We start from the raw sequence: 19,553 nt of genomic DNA, 5'->3' as shown, positions 1-19,553 counted from the left end.
TTTATGGAAATTGACTAAGTTAATCACTAAATCACGATATACAGACTTAGCCCATCTTTCATTTCCATTAAGGCTGATAATAAATATCGGCATCGGTGCCTTCACCACCTTGCTGACCATCTGCACCAAAAGAGTACAAGTCAAACGGACGACCTTCTGAACCTGGAATGACATATTGAATGTCATTATCCCAACTGTCTTTCGGATAGCCCCCTTTCACATAACCGCCAGGCAACCAGTTTTTAGCCGATGCAGGCTGATTCACCAAAGCATCTAAACCGCCATCTCGCATAGATGGATATTTACCATTGTCGAGTTTATATTGATCCAGCGCCCCTGCTACTCCTTTTAAAGTAATGGCAGTGGTATCCACTTTGGCTTTTTCACCACGTCCCATCACATTCGGTACGATTAAGGCAGCCAACACCCCTAAAATGACAATCACCACCATCACTTCAATCAGGGTAAAACCAGATTGCTTATTGAGTTGATTCCGTTTCATTCAATTTCTCTCATGTATTTATATCAATTCGACATTTATTTTAAGTTCAGTTTGAAGAAGGATGCTTCAAAACGATTTAAATCATATTGTTCATATTCACAATTGGCAGCATGACCGCAATCACAATCACCAATACAATACTGGCCATCAACACTAACATGAGCGGTTCCAACAGTGCCAACAAGGTTGAAATCAGCGTGGTCACTTCACGATCCTGCATCACCGAGGCACGTGACAACATGCGGTCTAACTCACCCGAGGCTTCGCCACTTTTGATCATTTGTACCATCATCGGTGGAAAATAACCACTCCGCTCTAATTGCGTCGCCAAGTTACCACCTTCGGTGACTTTTTCTGCCGCCAAATTGACCGCATCACGAATGACCCAGTTATTACTGACCGCAGCACCAATTTTTAGCGCATCCACCAAAGGCACACCCGACTGAGTCAAAATAGACAAGGTACTGGCAAAACGCGCGGCATTAATCCCACGTGATAGTTTTGCAAATAACGGCAACTTTAAGGTTAAACGGTCAAAGGCATAATGCCCTGCGGTTGTGCGTAAAAAACGCGCCAACAACAATACCCCTACCACAGAAGCCACCAGTAAAAACGGCCATGCAACACGAATAAAATCACTGGCTTTCATTAATGCCACGGTGATCCACGGCAAGGCATCTTTGCTTTGATCAAAAGTTTTAACAATATCGGGTACGACATAAGTCATTAAACCCATCACAATCGCAAAAGACATCAGCATTAAAATGATGGGGTAAATCATCGCCCCTTGAATTTTTTTCTGCATGGCAAAGCGGTTTTCGGTGTAATCTGCCAATTGTTCCAGAATTAAATCTAAATGCCCCGAACGCTCACCTGCGGCAATGGTGGCAATATATAAGTCTGGAAAACGCCCCGATTGTTGTAAAGCATTGGCCAATGAATAACCTTCCAGAACTTTAGAACGTACCGACATCAGCAAATTTTGTACATGGGCTTTTTCACTTTGTTTACCCACAGCACGAACGGCTTCTTCTAAGGGAATCGCAGCAGCCACTAAAACCGATAACTGACGGGTCAGCAAAGCCAAATCATAGGCTGTGATTTTTTTCTGAAACCATTGTTTGCCACTGTGTTTATCTTTTTGTTCAACGGCATCGACACTAACAGGAATCCATTCTTTGTCTCGTAATTGCTGACGGATTTGTCGTGCAGAATCACCCTCTAAAACACCTTTTTGCTGCTTCCCTGAAGCGTCAATGGCAGTAAATTGATATGCTGGCATTGTAATGCTCTAATTTTCCAAAATTTCTTGCAACGCGGTTGCGTCCGACCACTAAAATCATTCATATTCTTAGATATAAATTCTGTGCTCACTCTAACACATGCCAAAGTCGAGCACGAAGCCATTTTTCACAGGACGATACGACTTTTTCTATGCCAGATTCAACTTTAGACCGACAGCCTGTTTATCGTATTCGAGTGGCTGTGCCCGTATATCTTTACGACTGCTTCGATTATATGCTCAGTGCAGCTCAATATCAGCAAGCAGAAGTGGGCGCGCGGGTCTTGGTTTCTTTTGGTCGGCAAAACTTGGTCGGGATTATTGTCGAAAAACTGGCACTCGATACTCCAATTGACCCTCGTTTTAAACTCAAAGCCATTAGCGGACTGTTAGATGAGCAAGCAATTTTAGACTCTAAAGTTTTAACTTTGTTGACATGGTCTGCACAATATTATCAATTCCCGATTGGTGAAGTGATGCAAAGCGCCTTGCCAAGTTTATTGCGCCAAGCCAAACCCTATAATTTATTGGCGCGTACTTGGAAATTGTTGGATGCACATGCCGAAGCTAAAATTACACGCTCGGAAAAACAGCAACAAGCCTATAAAATTTTAAAGCTGCATCCTTCAGGCACTTCTGAAAATATTTTAAATATGGCAGGCATTGAAACGGCAACCCTAAAAGCCTTGGCGAATAAAGAAATTTGCGCATGTGTTTTGGAAGCCCAAGATTTTAGCCCAATGCCAGTGACTTTGGCACAAATGCCTTTAACCCCTAATCCAGATCAGAAAAAAGCCATCGACAGCGTACTTAAAGTACAACAACAATATAAGGCATTTTTACTAGATGGTTTAACGGGCAGCGGCAAAACTGAAGTGTACTTACACATCATGCATGAGGTACTAAAACAGGGCAAACAAGTGTTGGTGTTAGTACCTGAAATTGGTCTAACGCCGCAAACCATTAGCCGTTTTCAGTCGCGTTTTCATTGCCACATTGCGCTCTTGCACTCAGGTTTAAATGATTCCAAGCGTTTGCAAGCGTGGCAAGCCGCACAAACGGGTAAAGCATCCATTATTTTAGGCACACGCTCTGCCATTTATACCCCATTGCCAAATTTAGGCTTGATTATTTTAGATGAAGAACACGACCTGTCTTTTAAACAGCAGGAAGGTTTTCGCTACCATGCCCGTGATGTTGCACTGTATCGTGCCCATCTGGAAAATTGCCCCGTTATTTTAGGTTCGGCGACTCCAAGCATTGACAGCTATGCTTTAGTCGATCAAGGTAAAATGCAATGTCTGGAGTTAAATCAACGTGCGGGCACGGCACTAATGCCCAAAATCCACCTGATTGATTTAAAAATTGCCAAAAAACAGCACGGTATTAGCCAACAATTGATTGATGAAATCAAAAAACGCTTGGCTAAAAAAGAACAAGTTTTGGTGTTTTTAAACCGACGCGGCTATGCACCGGTATTGATTTGTGAGAGCTGCGCATGGCAAGCCAAATGCCCAAATTGTGATGCCAATTTTACCTTACATCATCAACCTTATACGCATTTGCATTGCCACCACTGCGGTACAATTCATCGTAAACCTGAGCAATGCCCTGCCTGTAATCATACAGAGCTCAAACCTATTGGCATGGGCACTGCCAAAGTCGAAGACAGTTTAAATGAGCTGTTTCCAAATGTAGATGTCATTCGGGTAGATCGGGACTCGACCAGCCGAGTGGGTAGTTGGCAAAAAATTTATGACCGTATTCAACGCAGTGAACCACTGATTTTATTGGGCACGCAAATGCTGGCCAAAGGGCATCATTTTCCCTATGTGACCTTGGTCGCAATTTTAGATATTGATGCAGGCTTACTTAGTGTGGATATTCGCGCACCTGAACGCACTGCTCAACTGATTGTGCAAGTGACTGGACGTGCAGGGCGTGGTGAGCATAAAGGTGATGTTTATTTGCAAAGTGTGCGTCCCGATCATCCACTTCTCACCACGTTGGTCGAGGGAGATTACCGCAAGTTCGCCAAACAAACTTTAAAAGAACGCAAAGCTGCACAATTACCGCCCTATCGTTACAGTGCTTTGATTCGCTGTGAATCTAAAAGCCAGGAATTAAACCAGCAATTTTTACAACAACATGCACAATGGCTGAGAGAACATTCAGAACAATTGATTGAAATTTGGGGGCCGATTCCTGCGCCAATGGAACGTAAAGCAGGACGTTTCCATGCACACATGGTGTTGTTGTCTAAAGATCGAGCACGCTTACATTTTTATATCAGGAACTGGTGGCAAAATATGTTGCATGAAAAGCCATCCAGCATGAAACTAAGTTTAGATATAGATCCGCAAGAATTCAGCTAACACCCTAAATTGAAACTGGGCTGTATTAGCACTTATTTCAATAATCCACCGCTTTAAACTTTGGATGACCACATGTCCTTATTGTTACAAATAACCATTTTTCTAGGCGCATCATTGGTTTTGGTTCCCTTACTAAAACGCTTTGGCATTGCGACTGTATTGGGCTATTTGTTTACAGGCATTTTGCTAGGGCCTAGCGTATTCAATATTGCCAGTGACCCCGATGATATTCAGGATTTGGCAGAATATGGTGTGGTGTTCCTAATGTTTATTATTGGCTTGGAACTGCGTCCACAACGGCTGTGGCAAATGCGCAAACCTATTTTTGTTTTGGGCAGTTTACAGGTCGGGATCACGGGGGTTTTACTTGCAATCTTGGCTTTTTTTGCCTTACAGCAAGGCATTGCCTCAAGTGTGGTGATCGGTTTTGCACTGGCACTTTCCTCCACGGCCTTTGTGCTACAGATGTTGCAAGAAAAGCAGGAACTCAGCAGCAGTTATGGACAACAATCCTTTTCCATTCTGCTATTTCAAGATATTGCTGCCATTCCATTAATTGCCATTATTCCCATGTTGGCAGGTGCAGAGTCAACCCATCATGGCATTGCCTATTTTGCTGCGATCATCGCGACCTTTAGCGGTCTATTTTTATTTAGTCGCTATCTCATGCGGCCATTTTTTCGCTTTGTGTCCAAAAGTGGCGCACATGAACTGATCACCGCAGTCGGGTTGTTCATTGTGCTTGGCGTGGTCAGCATTATGGATGTGCTGGGCATTAGCACCACTTTAGGCGCATTTTTAACGGGCGTGTTGTTGGCAGATTCCGAATTTAGACATGAGTTAGAAGCCAGTATTGCACCATTCAAAGGCTTATTGCTGGGCTTATTTTTTATGACTGTCGGGATGAGCACCGAACTGGCAATTTTAATGAACATGCCTTGGCTGATTGTGGGCGGAGCATTGCTGCTCATGCTCATCAAACTGATTAGCCTCACAGCCATTGCCCGTTATTTCGAATATTCCTGGCGCAATAGTTTGTTGTTGGCGACTTGCTTGGCACAAGGCGGTGAATTTGCCTTTGTGGTACTTAGTGTCGCACAAAGTGAAAGCGTACTCAGTCAAGCCATGCTGCAACCACTGACCTTAATTGTGACTTTATCGATGGTGCTAACCCCAATTTTTTATTGGTTGATGAGCAGTCAAATTATTCCCCGCCTAGAACGTGAAAAATCGCCTGAATATGATGAAATTCCAGATACACATCACCCTATGATTATTGCCGGTTTTGGTCGTTTTGGACAAATTATTGCTCGTGTGGCGTACTTACAACATCTGCACTTTACTGCCATCGACAGCAATATAGATAAAATTGATTTCGTGCGAAATCACGGTGGCAAAGTCTATTATGGTGACGCCACTCAACCTGAAATTTTACGTGCCGCAGGAATCGAATATGCCAAAATCTTTATTCTTGCGATTGATGATATTGAAGATTCAATGAATGTGGCACGACATATTCGCCTGAATTATCCAACTCTAAAATTATTGGTACGCGCACGTGATCGGCATCATGTGCATTTATTGCGGGATTTGGGCGTCAACTATATTTGGCGTGAAACGTATTTATCCTCTTTAGGCATGGCATATCAGGCCTTGCGTGATCTGGGTATTAATGAAGAAGATGCCTATAAAAGCATTGAGTTGTTCCGTGATTATGATGAACAACTCTTGGCACAACAGCAGCACATTTATACCGATGAACAAAAAGTGTATGAAACCCATCGTAACGCTTTGGCAGAACTGGAACACCTGTTTGAAAGTGATGCACAAAACCGTGAAATGCCCTTGGGTGTCGATTTAAAACGCGGCTTGCATAACGGTAATATTGATGTGACACGTGATGCAGCAAACTGACTTGTGTTTTACAATATTGCCACCATTAAAACAGGGTTATGGAGAATTTTATGTCTGATTTACGCCAACGCTTTTTTATTGAAGATAGCCCTGTTCGTGGTGAAGTAGTTCATCTCGAAGAGGCTTTGCAAACCATTTTGAAACAACGTGATTATGTGCCTGCGGTACAAGTGTTGTTGGGAGAAATGCTTTGTGCCACTGCCCTGCTGGCCAGTACCCTAAAAATTAAAGGGCGTATTAGCTTACAAATTCAGGCATCTGGCACATTTAAATGGGCCATGGCGGAATGTAACCACTTGGGTGAAGTGCGTGCGTTGGCAGACTACGAACAAGACCCACGCTTTTTAAGCGCTGAAGACAGCAGCACCGTCCTGAAAAGTTTGGTCAGTCCTGTACTGTTTATTAATATCGAGCCTGAATTTGGTGAGCGTTATCAAGGTATTGTGCCTTTGGACAAAGGCAATTTAGCTGAATGTTTAATACAGTATTACGATTTATCCGCACAAATTCCAACCCGTATTGTGTTGGCAAGCAATGCCGAACGTGCGGGCGGTTTGCTCATTCAATTGTTGCCGCGTAACAGTGAAGAAGAACAACAACGGGTCGATGAAGATTTATGGCCACGCGTGACCATGCTGACTGAAACCTTAAAAGCAGAAGAATTAACTGATTTAGATGTCAATGAAATTTTGTACCGTTTATACAATGAAGAACAAGTCCGTTTGCCTGAAGTAGAAGCCTTGCGTTTTGGTTGCACTTGCTCCAAAGAACGCTGTGCGAATGCCTTAATTCAAATTGGCGTTTCTGCGGTTCGTGAAACTTTGGAATACCAGAATCCAATTACTATGGATTGCCAATTCTGCAGCACACAATATAGCTTTAGTGCCGAAGAAGCATTGAGTTTATTTGGAGAACATCTCAGCTAAATTGCATGGTGAATGCCATGATTAATATGTGATGCAATCCTAAAAACTCATTAAAAATGAGCAGTCCATGCTGCTCATTTTTATTTGCCTGACGGCCATCGTCAAAACCTTTTATTTTATTATTTTTCATGTCATTAATTTCATAAAATTCCATCAAATTACGAGAAAATACCGCATAAATTAGGTATAAGTAATCCCATATTTTTTATACCTTTAAGCTACTTCTTCTGTGCGATATTAGTTTTATGAACACTCTGTTCTTTCTCGTTTAGCCTTTATCAGCGCGATTTGCTATTCAAGTTTAGCTTATACCGCCAATGCAGACCCACTTTTAGGCAAATGAAAAACATTAGACTACCGCACAGGTTTTTCATTGTCTGACGTGGTCATGAGTAAAGATAAATAAGGCGCGTATGCCGCTACAATTATAGAGCTCCGTGTGATTCCTTGCGCATCGCGTTGGGAAAACTGCGCACTCTGTACGGGTAAAAATAAAGATAAGCCACTGTTAGGTCTTGTGCCATTAAGTCACTTAAAAGCGACGCTAAGCAATCAAATTGAATTTTATGAAGATGATTTTTAGACCCAATTGGCGGTAAAGTTTATAAAGGTAAAGCACGTTTAAGCGCTAACGGTAAGCGCCTCACCTTACGTGGCTATGTAGGTGTTTCGGTGATTGGTCGCAGTGTAACTTGGGTAAAATACTAATTCCAAAAACTAAGATATTGATTTACATGGTTCTTTTTTAAGAACCCTTTTTATTGCCAAATTTTGAAACAATCATTTTTAACACCACACAACCGTTCAATCCAAAAAATTGAAATAATGGATGGCATTGAACAAAAAATAGACTAATATCTATAGAACATCGATACGCACAAGCCAAATTGGCACATCAATATAACAGGCGCGAGTACAGCAAAGGATTGGCTGAATTTCACCAAAGGAATACAAATAAAATATTCTATTACAGCGTACACAGGCTAAATTATAGAGAGTCGCTTATTGGATATCCACCAATTATTGATGTAAAGTAATCCCTCATTTTCAGACGAACCAACTCGTTTGAATTCGATCAGAAGGAGTATGCCATGACCACTATTTTATATCGTGAAATCACTTCAGACGGACAGCACACAGAAATTATTGAAGAATTTACCCAGTTAGATTTAAAAAAATTTGCTGAAACGTGTGGGCAAAGCCCTGAATGGGTCTTACAACTTTTAGAATATGACATCCTGCCTTCCCGCCCTGCCGAACGCATCCACCAATTTTTTGGTGAAGATGTCAGCCGTGCACGCCAAGCCTATCGGCTGCAACGTGATTTTGATGCCAGTTTTTCAGCTGTTGCTATGATGCTTGACCTGATTGATGAAGTGCAAAATTTACGCAAACAAGTTAAACATCTGAATTTTCAACATAGTTAATCCTCACGCTCTAGTTGTGTGATTCATCACCTTGCTAGAGCGTTTTTCTTTCTATGCCCGTGAATTTTTTTAATGAGAATGATCGACACAATGAAAACCAAAGACTGCAACAAGAAAATTAAAAATATGTTTCCTGAGTTTCGTGATTTAATTCAGGAATTACGCGACAACAATCCACATTTTTCAAAAATTTTTGAAGATCACGAGCAGCTAGACCGTGAAATAAGCCAGTTAGAGCTTGATCCTGTGCATCAAATTAATGATGACATTGAAGCACTGAAACGCAAAAAATTAAGACTGAAAGATGAAATGTATCATTTGCTGCGTAATGCACAAAATGATCAGTTGGCTTAAAACACATACAGATCTGAACTGCAAATCCTAATACAATCAAATGTAGGACACAGCAAGAAAAAGCAAAACAAGATGGCGTATTTAAACCTGAAGCCGTGTTCAGAGACCATTCAAAAATCTGCCATCTTGAGCTAAATGTCCGCTATCTCGTTCAATCTGTGGATAAGCTTATAAGCCCTATGGATAACTTTTGAGGTCTGTGGAAAACTTTTATCAACGAATTATCTTGTGATATCTGTATCGACTAGAACCTAATTTTTTACCACATCTGCAAGTTGATCTTCTGGATTATTTAAGTTTAGTCAGTTTTTCGACTTCTTTCATAGTGCCTTTCACGGTTTGCTTAATTGGTTCATAATCTAAAAACCAAAATAAACTCATGTGTTGATCGCTATGTTGTTGCGCTAGCATATCAATCACACTTTTTTCACCCCGCCCCACCATGTGACGGCGATAGAAATAATACAGCAACAGTAAAGTGGTCATGATCATTACACCCAGCATAATCCAGAAGGCCTGTGCATGTTTTAAACCTGGCATAAACTCAAAGTTCATGCCATAAATACCTGTGAATAAAGTCAAAGGTGCAAAAACTGCGGTAATGATGGCTAAAATCCGCATATTTTCATTGGTTTGATTGGCAATGGCAGAAAAATGCAGATCAATTGCTGTTTGCACTGCAGAACGTAAACGAATGGTATGCTTTTGAATTCGTTCAATATGACTGGTCAAATCATCCAAACGTACCAAAATAATATCCTGCCGTTCATTACGTTTTTTTCCACGTAAATGTGGGTAGTTATCGACAATTTCATCTCGCAGTTCCTGCAAGGCTTCAATTTGCTCTTCACATAAATTTTCAACTTGCTGAAAGGCCATATTTTCTTGCAGCAATTGATGCCAACGGGTAAAACGACGATGCCCCTGCAACAACTCTTGTTGCCAATATTCCACACGGCGGGTCAGTGGCATGCGAATATCCAAGTAATCATCCGCCACCAAATTAAGTAAACGCAACGTTAAATCTAACGGTGTTGCTGCCAGTTTGCGTGCTTTATTCTGTTCTTCAATCGGGCGTTGCATCGCAGCTTCCACACGTGACAAATAACTTTCTATGACTTTATTGCCCTGTTCCCGCACCGTAATCAAAATCTGCGGCGTCATGATAAAGCTCATTGGCGTGGTAGCCAGTCCAAAAACCCGTTCATGTTTTTCCCCGACTTGCTGCCCTGTGGCAATATGGTCTTCAGGTGTGATCAGTTTTCGAAAAATCAATAAGTCATAATCATCTAAAGTATCAAACGCACAAGGATGCTCTATATTTAAAATATCGCGCACATGATATTCATTCAGCGATAATTGACTGTACTGAAAAATCTCTTGTTGCCATTGTTCTGCACGGTTAAGCACATTATCACGGGTGCAATCAATCCAGATAAATTCAGGCTCAAGTCCTTCAATTGGCTGTTTTTGCGCATAAATATTGGTTTTATGATTGGTATGCAGATAAAAATAATAACTTTGCATAGAACAGGCACTCTATTTTCAGTTTCTTGTAAGTTTTTTGGGATTTTAGGATGTGCACAGTTTAAGCATGGATCAGGCTTCTTTACAAATACATGCTGTAATTTATGTAGCTTTTATGCGTCTAAGATGTTTTTAGTACGATGCAACAAAATTTTTAGCATAAAAAAACCCGCATTCAGATTGAATACGGGTTTTTGACTATTTCAGATCATCAATACAGCATTACGCTTGTTCAATGTCTTTCATCGTTAATTTGATACGACCACGGTTGTCTACGTCAGCAACCTGTACTTTCACTTCCTGGCCTTCTTTCAACACGTCTGCAACGTTGGCAATACGCTCATTTGAAATTTGAGAAATGTGAAGTAAACCGTCAGTACCTGGCAGGATGTTTACAAACGCACCGAATTCCACAATACGGATCACTTTACCTGTGTAAATTGTACCTGGCTCGATTTCAGCAGTTAACGCCTGAATTTTTGCAACAGCAGCTTGCGCAGCAGCTTTGGTTTCACCAAATACGCGCACTGTACCGTTATCTTCAATATCAATTGCCGCTTTGGTTTCTTCAGTAATTTGACGGATGGTTGCACCACCTTTACCAATCACGTCACGAATCTTGTCTGGGTTGATGTTGATGACTTGGAAAGTTGGCGCATGCATTGAAATTTCTGGACGCGCACGCGAAATCACTTGGTTCATTGCATTTAAGATATGCATACGACCTGCATAAGCTTGGTTTAATGCAACTTCCATGATTTCTTCAGTGATGCCTTCGATCTTGATGTCCATTTGCAGTGCAGTAATACCGTTAGCAGAACCTGCAACTTTAAAGTCCATGTCGCCAAGGTGGTCTTCATCACCCAAAATGTCAGAAAGCACAGCGAAACGCTCACCTTCTTTCACTAAGCCCATTGCGATACCCGCAACTGGTGCTTTCAATGGAACCCCTGCATCCATAAGTGATAACGATGCACCACAAACAGACGCCATAGAAGATGAACCGTTTGATTCAGTGATGTCCGATACGATACGAATCACATACGGGAAGCGATCTGCCGCAGGAAGAACTGCCTGCACACCACGACGTGCCAAACGACCATGACCAATTTCACGACGTTTAGGGCCAGATTCACGACCTGTTTCACCCACAGAGTATGCAGGGAAGTTGTAGTGCAACATGAAATTGTCTGTTTTAGTACCCGATAAAGTATCGACCATTAAGGCATCACGTGTATTACCTAAAGTAGTGGTAACTAACGCTTGAGTTTCACCACGGGTAAACAATGCAGAACCGTGTGCACGCTCTAACACGCCAACTTGTACGTCGATTGCACGAACAGTTTTAGTATCACGACCATCAATACGTGGTTTACCAGACAAGATATTGTCACGAACTGTACGGTATTTAAGGTCTTCAAATAATTCGTTAACTTCGTCAGCAATACCTGTTTCGTCATTTTCAGGAACGAATTGCGCAATTGCTTCAGCATGAAGAGCATCAAGTGCTGCATAACGGTCTTGCTTGATGGCAATGGTGTAGGCTTCAGAAATTTTTGCTTCAAACGCTTCTTTTAATTTTGCACGAAGGTCTTCATTTTTCTCTGGAGCAGTCCAAGTTGACTCTGTTGCACCCGCTGCTGCTGCGAATTCTTTGATTGCTTGAATTGCAATTTGCATTTCATCGTGACCAAAAAGAACTGCACCCAACATTTGGTCTTCAGAGAGTTCTTTCGCTTCTGATTCAACCATCAATACAGCAGCTTCAGTACCTGCAACAACAAGATCAAGATCAGATTGAGCAAGTTGTTCGTGACTTGGGTTAAGAACGTATTCACCGTTGATTAAACCCACACGCGCCGCACCAATTGGGCCACGGAACGGTGTACCTGAAATCGCAAGTGCCGCAGACGTACCTAACATTGCAGCAATGTCAGCTTCCATCGTTTTGTCAGAAGATACAACTGACGCAGTGACTTGAATTTCGTTGTAGTAACCTTCTGGGAATAACGGACGAATTGGACGGTCAATTAAACGTGAAATTAAAGTTTCTGCTTCTGAAGCACGGCCTTCACGCTTACCATAACCACCAGGGATACGACCTGCAGCATATTGTTTTTCTTGATAGTTAACAGTCAGTGGAAAAAAGTCTTGACCTGCTTTAGCAGTTGGTTGAGCAACAACAGCAACTAATACAGTTACGCCGCCCATGGTAATCATCACTGAGTTGGCTTGACGCGCTACACGACCAGTTTCCAGTACAACTTGGTGCTGACCAAATTGGAATTCTTTACGAATAATATTAAACATCGACATGTTTTATTTTTTCCTAGTTCTTGTGAACAATTATTCTCGTGGAGACCCCTAAGGTTTGGCATTCACAACACAATTGTTTAGGTAAATGACAAAGCTTAGAAGCCGACCTCACTCGAATGAAACACGAATTTTAAACACAAAGAAGGAGCGAATCATTCGCCCCTTCCACTGATCTAGCCAAGGCTAGATATACTTTAGTTTTCAGTAATACAGCATTCAACATGCAATAGTCCGAAAATAAAAGCTTAAATCGAATTAACGACGTAAACCTAAAGCAGCAATCAATGCGCTGTAACGAGTCACATCTTTGCCTTTAAGGTAGTCAAGTAACTTACGACGTTGGTTAACCATACGGATTAGACCGCGACGGCTATGGTGGTCGTGTTTGTGCTCTTTGAAGTGACCTTGTAAGTCATTGATTTGAGCAGTTAAAAGCGCTACTTGAACTTCTGGTGAACCAGTGTCATTTTCAGCACGAGCAAATTTAGCAATGATCTCTGCGCGATCTGCGTTTGTTAAAGCCATTCGATTTCTCCGAGATGCTTAATAAAAAGATTTGATACCGATCAATTGATTGCTCAATTGACTGCCGTGCATCACTACAGCAAGGACATTATTTTAAGGCAAAAACGTGCCGATTGCAAAACAGAACGACAAACAAGCGCTTTTAATTTTGAGATATCCCAATCAAATATGATTTATGCTAAGGGTATACACATCATGTTAGGTATAAAGTATCTAAGGCAAATAAGTATACAAATGTATATGATTGATAATATGTCATATTTTGCCAACCACTTTTCGTCTACTGGAATATTTTGCCCTTAAAATAAAACAGCCCGAGCAGAGCTCGGGCTGTTTTTGCGCTGTAGTTTCTTGTCTTATCATTCTTATTGTTTTGTTTATTGTGGTTATTTGCGCGTTTTCGCGTCTTCTTCTCTGAACATTCCTGTTCTGGGTTTCACGTCCTTGTGTGGTAGATTTTGCCATAATACTAAAGTGAAAGAAGTCGTATTTCTCGTATCTGTTTGTAAGCTTTTTCTTACAACAGCTAAGCATTGTCTGTATTTTACAAGCCAACAAAAACAATAGACATAAAAAAGCCCTGTAGTCTCTCCCAAAACTACAAGGCTTAGCGGCTGTAAGTTTCCTCTTTTCACTCACGTCCTGTTAGTTCGCTGTCTATCGACAATTATCATTATTATTCTGCGATTATGCTCAAAATCCTTATTGAGCTTTTTGTGTGAAGTCATCTTCTCAAAAAGTTACTGAAATCTCTATGCGCAAATTTCTCGAATCAATGTAAGCTATTTCGTACAAAGTCACCTATTGCTTAGTTTATCTTAATAATCTAAAACATCATTAATTCTAGCTAACAAACCACTGCTACGACGGGTGCGAATAGTCAAAGCTTGCTGCAAAGCTTGCGCATCAACCAACAAACTCACCACCTTTTTAGCACGCGTAATAGCAGTGTAAATGAGCTCCTTGCTCAGCAAGTTTTTTGCCGTAGCATCTAGCACCACAGCTGTATGAGTAAATTCAGAACCTTGCGACTTATGAATGGTAAGTGCAAATGCAGTTTCAATATTCTTAGGCAGGCGAGTTGCAGGCACCCATTTGTTTAAGCTTGGAAAATACACTTCGAACTGGCGCAGATCATGCTGCGCTCGCATAAAACAAATGCCAATATCTCCATTCGACAATCCCAGTTGATAATCGTTATAGGTCATCATGACGGGGCGTCCTATATACCAGTCACCATGTTTTGTTTGTTTTAACTGTTGCAACAAGCGTTTTTCAATCTGCACATTCAGTTGTTGCAGACCTAAATAACCATGACGAATTGCGGTTAAAATACGGTAATCATCAAATACATTCACGACATCTGTAACATACGCTTGAAATGCTGTACTCGATTGTTCCAAGCTCAAGGTAAGTGCTTTTAATACCGCTACATAAGCCTGATAACCATACATCAGCTGATCATAATAGCCATCCAAATCTGTTGCAGACATTGTGCTGTCTTGACTTGGTAGATATTGAAGCTGGACTTCATCGACCTGTATTTGTGCTAAATTGATTTTGCGCAACTGGGTTGCAGCAACCACCTGTTGTTCAAACGCCGCCAAAACCTGTGCAGGGGAATGCTCTTGCTGAATGAACTTCGCCATTGCGCCAATTTTAGCCCCTTCGGCAAAACGGCGTGTAGTCACTAAATTGACACGGTTATTTGCCAAATCAGGCACTTGCTGTAAATCGGCCAATACCGTACCAACATCTACTGAGGCCAATTGATTAGCATCACCCAACAGAATTAAACGCGCCTGCGCAGGAATAGCGGCCAATAACATCTGTGACAGACTTAAATCCAACATCGAAGCTTCATCGACCACAATCACATCATAAGGTAGAGGCTGTTTAGCGTGAAAGCGTGGCTTGCCTGTATTTCCCAAGCCCAATAAACGATGCAACGTCACAGGTTGTAATTGACGCAAGGCATCAACATTAAATGCTTGTAAAGCTTGACTATTTAAAGCATTTTGCAAGGCTTCCTGCATCCGCTGTGCCGCCTTGCCTGTCGGTGCCGCCATCGCAATGCGAATATTGGGTAAAACTTGATTAAGTACCGCAATAATATGCGCCAAAGTATAGGTTTTTCCTGTACCTGGCCCGCCTGTAATAATGCTTAAACTCTGAGTTGCCGCAGTCTGTAACGCTTTTTGCTGCTGTGGATCTTGCAATAAATTAAGCTGCTCGGTTTGTAATTCAAATGACAAAGGCGACTGCGCCTGAATACGTAAAATATCGCTGGCGACCTGATGTTCCAGTTTCCAGTAGCGATACAAATACAAACGCTGCCCATCAAATACAAATGGCGCAATTTGTGGATCAGTATTTAAAGCGCTACGCTGCAGGTTCATGTGCAAATGCTGCAATGCCGCTACTTGCTCTGCAGTTGCAGGAATACAGCTATCCCCTTGCTCAATGGCATCGAGTACCTGTTGCATCAAAATTTGTGCTAAATCATTAAAAGTGACATTGCTAAACGGTGGCTGACACAGGTAATCCATCCACGCTTGCATTGGCGTTTGCGCTGAATTTAAGTGAATATGCTTGTTTTCCACACAGTTATCCTCAAAGTTATCCACAGGATAAGCAATTGTTTTATTAAGTCGATAAGCTGACTTAGCCTTATTTTTTAAGTTCAAAATAACCCAATATCTGATCTAATTGCAGAATAAATTCCGCATCAGGCTGCCAGTAACAAACCCCTTGCCCTGCTTGCCCCTGCATACCACGCAAATACAAATAGCTGGCTCCACCCAAATGTTGCCGAATATCATAATTTTGCAAACGACTGCCTAAATAACGGTGCAATGCCACCAAGTACAAGGCCGCTTGTAACCAATAACTCGATTGGGTCATATTGCGTTCAAGATTGGTTTTTTCATAATCGCGCTGATCGGCACCCAAATAATTACTCTTATAGTCAGCAATGTGATAACGCTGACCATCAAAATAAACCAAGTCGATTGAACCTGTCAGATAACGAGCAGTAGCGGCTTCATTTAAATCTTGAATAGGACGACCCACATCTTCAAACAATTGCTGAATCGCTTGAATAAATAAACGCTGATCTGCCAACGCCAAATAGAATGGAAACTCTGATAAATAATGTGCTGTAGATAAGGCTGAAAGCTGGAAAGTATCGTGCAAAGGAGTATTCAACACGTCCAACAGCCACTCGGTCATGTGCGCAAAAATATCTGCTTCCTGCACAGTCGCGCTGCCTTTGGCAGTGTCGAGTTTTGCCATCAAGTCTGCCAATAACACATCGGAATTAAACTCTTTGTCGTTATGAAAACGGCGTTTAACTTCTTCTAAAATATTGTCATGACTGGCTTGAAAGTCGATATATTCGAAGAGTTTATGTAAAAAACTCCCCGCTTGAGTACCCCGCTGAAAATTAGCTTTGATCCATGCAATCGGTTGAGCCACATGTACAACTTCCTGTTCCACGTCAACAGGTTCCTGATTGATTTCATCGGCAGCGGCAGCCTGCTCCTCGCTTGACAATGCCAAAGTATCGCTACGCATAGCGGCAGGCAAATGTTGTGCCAAGCCACTAAAACTGGTTTTGGTCCGTGGATAAAAGCGACGCTGCGGAAAATCTGCGGCTTCAATCTTAATTTCTTGCACTTGTTCGAGCTGTAATGCTGCCGCCAATTGCGGCAGAGGCGCTTCATCACAACTCCACGCTGCAGCAATTTCTGCTGAACTTGGCGCTTTTAAACGCCAAACATTTAAACCAGCGGATTTGGGTGCCGCCTCTTTTTTACCTTCTTTCGCTGGTGCAGGCTGTTTCAGCATGGCATAGACCCGATAGCTGGCACGTGTCAATGCCACATACCAAAGCCGATTCAACTCTGCCAAACGGCGCTCACTGTGCTGCTGCGTTGCTGTGGCATCGATGTTTTTATGTTTAATGGCTAGGATGCGTTGCTCAATGCCTTGCGCTTCCTGCGTTGCAAACACCAAAGCAGACTTGTCAGATTTGGGCTGCTGATCTGCCGACATCAAAAACACGACTTTAAATTCTAAGCCTTTGGACTGGTGAATGGTCATCAGTTTCACGCCTGCCGCATTGGAAAGCTTTCGCTCAATTTCCCAGTCGCGTTTGGCAGGAGATTCAACTTGCTGTAAATACCAGTAATACAGCATATAAGCCCCTTGATGGCGTTCACTTTGACGACTCAGTAATTCGGTTAAATGGCGTAAATTCACCACATGCCGTTCATTGTCAAAACTGCGTTTTGCAACCAGGTTTTCCCAAACTTTAAATAAGTTCAGACAGTAATTCCATGCGGTTAAAAAGCCTTTATTGACCCACATTTCACGAATACAATCGAAGTCATAAATAAACTGACCCAAACCTTGTTGCTCAAGTTCAATCAACTGTTGCAGGTTATAGCCCAACAAACGTGTCAGCAAGGCACGCTTTACCTTGGCTTCATCATAAGGATGTAAAATTGCGGTTAAAATTGCCGCCACATCTTTGGCTAAAAAGCCTGTAAAAACACTGCGCTGACTACTTCTATTGACCTGAATTCCAATTCGTTCAAGCTCGTATTGGGCTTGATCAAGCTTTTGATGACTGGTCGATAAAATGGCAATATCATCAGCTTGCAAAGCCACTTTGCCTGCAGCATGATCAAAATATAAATCACCTGCGATGCCTTGATTTAATAACTCACGAATTTTTCGTGCAATTTGAATGGATTCATCCTGATCATGTTCCACCGTCACCCAACGCAGCGGTGCAGGATTGACTTGTTGTCGATCTATTAAAGCTGGATGAGGACGTGAACCTGCAATGACAGGTTCATAAACCACTTTCTCACCAAAAGCAGGTTGGCGTTGAAATAGCTCATCCACCACACAAACCAACTCTTTCACTGAACGATGATTTTGTCTGAGTGAGTAAATGCGACCTTGTTTTTTCAGCACATCATCGCGGGTATTGTTATAGGTCAGCATATCGCCACCGCGAAAACCATAAATCGCCTGCTTAGGGTCGCCCACCATAATCATACAACCGCGCATATACCACTTTGGATTACGCCAAATTTGCGAGAGCATGTCATCTTGATCTTGGTTGGTATCCTGAAACTCATCCACCAAAATCAGTGGATAACGGGTATGCACAAACTGCGCAAAACGCTGCCCGCGTTCTCCCTGCAAAGCTTCGGCTAAGCTGCGTATTTGATGGGAAAAAGTGGTTTCCCCTTTTTGCTGTAAAAGTTGTGGTAAACGCTGTTTGACGTGTTGTACCAAATAGAATTTTAAATTGGTATCCACCAATTCAATTTGACGCTCAAAATTAAGTTTGGCATCCACCACTGCTTTAATTTTTCGGATTACAGGATGATCAAAAAAAGCATCTTGCACCTCTTGCGTACATGGTGCTTTCGCTTTGTTAAAAATTGATTTTCTGAGCTTACCGTCTTGGTTCAAATATAGTGCAAAGACCGCATTAAACAATTCAGCAAGGTGTGAATTAAAATAATGTTCTAAAGGATTATGCTTAATTTTTTCAATCAGTTTTGGCAAAGTCACTGTAAATAGTGGCTGCAACCCCTTCTTGTCACTCCCCGCGACATAATGGGAAAAATTAAAGCTATATTCACCATCATAATATTCTTTTAATTCTTCAATTTGCGTGATGGTGATACTGGTTAAATTCTGCAACGCCTCTGCTAAATCTTGTACCTCCAATTGCGCCTGATCTATGCCCTGAATCTCTGCTGATGCAAAATTCAAACTGGTATTGACCAGATCCTGGTAGTCGGTTGCAGATTTCAACCGCCCACATAACAGCATATAGTCCACAACGTGCTGAGGCTGTGCCTGAATCCATTCCCGCAACACATCATGCAGCAATTGTTCGGTATAGACCGATGCTTGGTCGGTAATATTGGCGCGCTCAATTTTGCCGCTTTCAAAGGAAAATTCACGCAATAATTTTTGGCTAAAGCTATCCAACGTTCCTACAAATAATTCATCGAGTTGTGCAATCACCAACTTCAAACGTGAACTGGCATAGTCCAGTTTTAAGCGATACTCCTGCAGAACATGTTTGAGTAAAGGATCTTGTAGTTGTGCAATTTTCTCTGCAAGGGCGCGCTGATCTAAAGACTGGTTTAAACACTGGTCGATATATTGTTGGGTTTCAAGTAAACGTGCACGAATACGACTTTTGAGCTCGGCTGCTGCGGCACGGGTAAATGTGGTCGCAATCACCTGATTAGGCAAATAATCTTTCAGGAAAATTCGCACCATCAAACTCGATAAAGTATAGGTTTTACCCGTACCTGCCGATGCTTCAATCCAATGTAAGCCTTTAAATTGCATCTCTTGAATTGGGTC

The 19,553-nt window shown here is 41.9% G+C and carries 13 protein-coding genes and 1 pseudogene; 6 read left to right on the top strand and 8 right to left on the bottom strand.

Annotated features, from left to right (window positions below):
- Positions 1–67 precede the first annotated feature (67 nt).
- Both gspG and gspF read right to left on the bottom strand, forming a co-directional pair.
- Positions 68–502, bottom strand: a complete 435-nt coding sequence (gene gspG / locus AC0T5Z_RS02140; protein WP_435336709.1) for a type II secretion system major pseudopilin GspG — start codon at positions 500–502, stop codon at positions 68–70.
- 76 nt (positions 503–578) lie between these two features.
- Positions 579–1,784, bottom strand: coding sequence for a type II secretion system inner membrane protein GspF (gspF, locus tag AC0T5Z_RS02135; RefSeq protein ID WP_291335111.1), 1,206 nt, complete (start codon positions 1,782–1,784; stop codon positions 579–581).
- Between the two features lie 152 nt (positions 1,785–1,936).
- Here gspF and AC0T5Z_RS02130 point away from each other — a divergent pair, with 152 nt between their 5' ends.
- From AC0T5Z_RS02130 to hslO, 3 genes are all read left to right on the top strand, one after another.
- Positions 1,937–4,159 carry a primosomal protein N' gene (locus AC0T5Z_RS02130; protein WP_291335113.1) on the top strand — a complete coding sequence of 741 codons (2,223 nt, stop codon included), beginning with the start codon at positions 1,937–1,939 and terminating at the stop codon, positions 4,157–4,159.
- 72 nt (positions 4,160–4,231) lie between these two features.
- On the top strand, positions 4,232–6,073 hold the full coding sequence (locus AC0T5Z_RS02125; RefSeq protein WP_435336710.1) for a monovalent cation:proton antiporter-2 (CPA2) family protein: 1,842 nt from the start codon (positions 4,232–4,234) through the stop codon (positions 6,071–6,073).
- Between the two features lie 50 nt (positions 6,074–6,123).
- The gene (gene hslO / locus AC0T5Z_RS02120) at positions 6,124–6,999 is read left to right on the top strand and encodes an Hsp33 family molecular chaperone HslO (protein WP_291335117.1); all 876 of its coding nucleotides are present in this window, start codon (positions 6,124–6,126) and stop codon (positions 6,997–6,999) included.
- Here the strand turns inward: hslO and AC0T5Z_RS02115 are convergent.
- The gene (locus AC0T5Z_RS02115; protein ID WP_291335119.1) at positions 6,992–7,129 is read right to left on the bottom strand and encodes a hypothetical protein; all 138 of its coding nucleotides are present in this window, start codon (positions 7,127–7,129) and stop codon (positions 6,992–6,994) included. The genes hslO and AC0T5Z_RS02115 overlap by 8 nt on opposite strands.
- A gap of 147 nt (positions 7,130–7,276) precedes the next feature.
- Here AC0T5Z_RS02115 and AC0T5Z_RS02110 point away from each other — a divergent pair.
- From AC0T5Z_RS02110 to AC0T5Z_RS02100, 3 genes and pseudogenes are all read left to right on the top strand, one after another.
- Positions 7,277–7,707: pseudogene (locus AC0T5Z_RS02110) on the top strand (DUF2147 domain-containing protein).
- Positions 7,708–8,090: 383 nt separating this feature from the next.
- Positions 8,091–8,426 (top strand): chaperone modulator CbpM, encoded by a 336-nt coding sequence (locus AC0T5Z_RS02105; RefSeq protein ID WP_291335121.1) that lies wholly within the window; start codon positions 8,091–8,093, stop codon positions 8,424–8,426.
- A 90-nt stretch (positions 8,427–8,516) separates the two neighbouring features.
- On the top strand, positions 8,517–8,780 hold the full coding sequence (locus tag AC0T5Z_RS02100) for an HP1242/YdcH family protein (protein ID WP_291335123.1): 264 nt from the start codon (positions 8,517–8,519) through the stop codon (positions 8,778–8,780).
- 288 nt (positions 8,781–9,068) lie between these two features.
- Here the strand turns inward: AC0T5Z_RS02100 and AC0T5Z_RS02095 are convergent, their stop codons facing one another.
- The 5 genes from AC0T5Z_RS02095 to AC0T5Z_RS02075 all read right to left on the bottom strand — a co-directional run bounded on the left by AC0T5Z_RS02095 (position 9,069) and on the right by AC0T5Z_RS02075 (position 19,538).
- Positions 9,069–10,307, bottom strand: a complete 1,239-nt coding sequence (locus AC0T5Z_RS02095) for a magnesium transporter CorA family protein (RefSeq protein ID WP_291335125.1) — start codon at positions 10,305–10,307, stop codon at positions 9,069–9,071.
- Positions 10,308–10,529: 222 nt separating this feature from the next.
- Positions 10,530–12,617, bottom strand: coding sequence for a polyribonucleotide nucleotidyltransferase (gene pnp / locus AC0T5Z_RS02090; RefSeq protein ID WP_291335167.1), 2,088 nt, complete (start codon positions 12,615–12,617; stop codon positions 10,530–10,532).
- A gap of 261 nt (positions 12,618–12,878) precedes the next feature.
- Entirely contained in the window at positions 12,879–13,148 is a 270-nt protein-coding gene (rpsO, locus tag AC0T5Z_RS02085) for a 30S ribosomal protein S15 (RefSeq protein WP_004975922.1), read from the bottom strand.
- 818 nt (positions 13,149–13,966) lie between these two features.
- Entirely contained in the window at positions 13,967–15,709 is a 1,743-nt protein-coding gene (gene recD / locus AC0T5Z_RS02080; RefSeq protein ID WP_435336742.1) for an exodeoxyribonuclease V subunit alpha, read from the bottom strand.
- 109 nt (positions 15,710–15,818) lie between these two features.
- A complete protein-coding gene (locus tag AC0T5Z_RS02075; RefSeq protein ID WP_435336743.1) occupies positions 15,819–19,538 on the bottom strand; it encodes a UvrD-helicase domain-containing protein in 3,720 nt (1,239 codons plus the stop codon).
- Positions 19,539–19,553 lie beyond the last annotated feature (15 nt).

This window comes from Acinetobacter pengchengensis, from assembly GCF_982235305.1.
Note: the sequence above shows the minus strand (reverse complement) of the source record. Positions and strands in the feature narration are given on the sequence as shown.